At 58.4% G+C, this 3,160-nt stretch carries 4 protein-coding genes; 1 reads left to right on the top strand and 3 read right to left on the bottom strand.

The genetic code is table 11. The features are described 5' to 3' along the window. The first annotated feature begins 125 nt into the window (after positions 1 to 125). Positions 126 to 755, top strand: coding sequence for a DUF4167 domain-containing protein (locus AC221Y_RS22580; protein ID WP_486708539.1), 630 nt, complete (start codon positions 126 to 128; stop codon positions 753 to 755). Position 756: 1 nt separating this feature from the next. Here the strand turns inward: AC221Y_RS22580 and rsmA are convergent, their stop codons facing one another. The 3 genes from rsmA to AC221Y_RS22565 form a co-directional block, all read right to left on the bottom strand. Beyond that, on the bottom strand, positions 757 to 1,599 hold the full coding sequence (gene rsmA, locus AC221Y_RS22575; RefSeq protein ID WP_486708538.1) for a 16S rRNA (adenine(1518)-N(6)/adenine(1519)-N(6))-dimethyltransferase RsmA: 843 nt from the start codon (positions 1,597 to 1,599) through the stop codon (positions 757 to 759). Continuing rightward, positions 1,596 to 2,588 (bottom strand): 4-hydroxythreonine-4-phosphate dehydrogenase PdxA, encoded by a 993-nt coding sequence (gene pdxA / locus AC221Y_RS22570; RefSeq protein ID WP_486708537.1) that lies wholly within the window; start codon positions 2,586 to 2,588, stop codon positions 1,596 to 1,598. Before pdxA ends, rsmA begins: the two co-directional genes overlap by 4 nt. After that, positions 2,588 to 3,160: peptidylprolyl isomerase (locus AC221Y_RS22565; RefSeq protein WP_486708536.1), on the bottom strand; the 573-nt coding region annotated here is incomplete at its 5' end. The genes pdxA and AC221Y_RS22565, both read right to left, overlap by 1 nt.

Below are 3,160 nucleotides of genomic sequence, written 5' to 3'. Positions count from 1 at the left end.
TGGGCGCGACGCAGGGAAATGTTTTCCCGCTGCGCTGCTTCACTCCTTGCACGGACTATCGGCCCAAGAGGGGCTTGGTTTGAAACTACCGCGCAAAACCAGATCAACGGCTGGACCAGTACCTTATGAGATCATCTAAGTCACGTTCGCGTTCCAAAGGGAATCGCAACAATAACCGCAGTGTCGGTAACGTCGTAAATCGCGTATTCGACAGCTCGGGGCCGGAAGGCAAAGTGCGCGGCACGCCACAGCAGATCATCGATAAGTACAACCAGCTTACCCGCGATGCTCAGTTATCTAACGACCGCGTTGCGGCTGAGAACTTTCAGCAACACGCCGAGCATTATACGCGGATGTTGACCGAAGCGATGCGAGAGCAGCAGGAACGCCAAGACCGCCAACAGCAACAGCAGAACAACCAGAACGCCAACAATAATCAGAACAACCAAAATAATCAGGGCAATCAAAACAACCAGAACCAACCGCGTCGCGCGGATGATAGCTCCTCGCAAGACCATGCGGCAATCCAAACTCCTCCCGTTGCCGCGCCAGCCCCTGAGCAGCCGCAAACCAAGCAAAACGATGATGTGATTGATTTGGCCGAGGGAGCTGAGGCAAGCGGGCTTGTCGAAACACCTGAGGAGCGGCCTGTGCGTCAGCGCCGCCCACGTCGCAAAGCCCCTGCAGCACCTGCCGCGGATACGGGCGAGCAGTCGGAGCAGCCAAAGGCGCCAACACCGGATGCGGCTGAGTAACTCAGCTTTTTTCGAGTTCGCGTGCCAATGCGCAGAAGCGTTCAATTTCGACAGTTTCCGCGCGATCTGTCGGCTTTATGCCGGCGGCGATCAATCTGTCTTCGATATCAGGCCTAAGCCCCTTGAGGCTGGAGCGTAGCATTTTGCGGCGCTGATTGAAGGCGCGTGCGACCACATCTTTCAGGATTTTGCCATTGGCCGGGTAGCGGGGCTGCTCCAGACGGTTCAGCGTGACAACGGCTGAGCGGACCTTGGGTGCGGGTGTGAAAGCTTCGGGCGGCAGTTCCATGACGATTTGTGCGTCGGTACGCCATCCCGCCAGCACGGCCAGGCGCCCGTAGTGTTTTTCGCCCGCTGTCGCGGTGATCCTTTGTGCGACCTCAAGTTGGAACATAAGTGTAAGAGAGACCCAGAAAGGCGGCCACGCTGGCGGATCGAGCCATCTCGTAAGAAGCTCGGTGCCGACGTTGTAGGGGAGGTTCGACACGATGCGAACCGGCGCTGTCAGGTGTTTTGTAAGGTCTAACTCCAAAGCGTCGCCTTCAAGAATTTCGAGGCGTCCGGGGTAGGCGTTTGAGATGTCCTGAAGGGCTGGGATGCAACGTGCGTCCTTTTCAACGGCAACGACTTTGCGCGCGCCTTCGGCTAGCAACCCGCGGGTCAGGCCGCCGGGGCCGGGGCCGACTTCCAGGATGTCCGTGTCGCACAAATTCCCGGCTGATCGGGCGATTTTGGCGGTGAGGTTCAGATCAAGAATAAAGTTCTGCCCCAGCGACTTGCGAGCAGACAATTCGTGTTTAGCGATGACATCGCGCAATGGCGGAAGGGTATCGATGGCGCTCACGATGTCCCCTTAGCGCGGGCGTCAGCCATCTGGTGGGCAAGTTTGATCGCCTCAATCAGCGACGTTGGATCTGCTTTTCCGCTCCCTGCGATATTGAAGGCAGTGCCGTGGTCGGGAGAAGTGCGCACGAATGGCAGGCCAAGTGTAACATTCACGCCGCGATCGAACGCCAGCGTCTTAATCGGTATCAGGGCTTGGTCGTGGTACATTGCGACGGCTACATCGTAGGTTTGACGCGCGGCTGTATGGAACATCGTATCGGCTGGAAGAGGGTCAGTAATGTCCATGCCTTCCAGGCGAAGCGCCTCGCAAACCGGGCGGATGATGGCGTCATCTTCTGCGCCAAGAAGCCCACCTTCGCCAGCGTGCGGGTTGAGGCCTGCGACCGCGATGCGGGGAACTGAGACGCCAAAGTCCCGGATCAAGGCCGCGTGCACGATTCGCAATGTTGTGACCAAAAGTTCGGATGTCAGGGCCTCGGGGACTGCGTGAAGCGGTATGTGGATGGTGGTCGGAACTACCTTCAACTCGGCCGCCGCAAGCATCATGACGCTTGTTTCAACGCCTCCCAAGGCGGCGAGGTATTCGGTATGGCCGGGGTACGAAAACCCCGCGTGATCGACCAGCACTTTTTTCGAGATAGGTGCTGTGCAGACGCCAGCGGCATCCCCGGACTGTGCAAGATTGACTGCCCTGGTGATGACGTCGATGACGGATTGCGCATTGGCCGCTGACGGGATGCCGGGTGTAGCAGTTTCGGGAAACTCATGTGGTAAGACGGGCAGGCCATGTTTAGCGGCGGCGCCTGCTTCAACGGGGTTTTCGATACGGGCCGCACGGGCTGCGCCGGGGAGGTGGCGAGGATCACCGATCCAGAAGAACGGCGCAGTGTCTGCGACTTGTTCCCATGCTTTCACCGCGATCTCGGGGCCAATGCCTGCTGGATCGCCACAGGTCAGCGCGACAGGTTTCCGATGGCGTGAGGCCACTAGTTGACCAGATCGGCGATGTAGGTATCGGCGCGTAAATCGGCAAGATAATCGGCCGCGATTGTGCCAAGACGCACATTCAAAAGCCGCGCGCCGACAAGCTCGAAATCAACCGTGCTTTCAAAGGCTTGCTGACGATCACAAAGCATCAGAACCGTGCTTTGGTTGTTCCGAATGATCGCAGTGGATGTCTCGTTGACGTCAAGTCCGGGGATGAGGGCGCGAATATCGGCGGGTAATTCTGACATTTGTTGGCTTGTGCGGAGAAGCTGATCCTCGGGCAGGTCGCGCGCGATCCCGTATAGGTCATCGCAAGTGTCTATGTCAGAGGCGATCCGGGATGCGACTGCGGGCCCTTCCGGCACACGCAAAAGCGCATAGGCAATCGACAGTGTCTCGGGAGAGCCTGCCCGGACGCGCTCGAGGTCGCGCAAAAAGAACACGCCGATTGCGTTCTCAAGTTCGATGGGACGACTTATCTGCCCAGGCGTCAGTCCCTGGATCAACCCTTGGATACTGGCAGGCAGACTATCAATCGCAACCCAGTTCAACTGTCCGCCATTGGCGCGTGA

The sequence above is a fragment of the Boseongicola sp. genome, from assembly GCF_057460485.1.
Note: the sequence above shows the minus strand (reverse complement) of the source record. Positions and strands in the feature narration are given on the sequence as shown.

What these genes read in the sequence shown, in the direction of transcription:
- AC221Y_RS22580 (WP_486708539.1), top strand. Translation starts at nt 126, where the DNA reads ATGAGATCATCTAAGTCACGTTCGCGTTCCAAAGGGAATCGCAACAAT.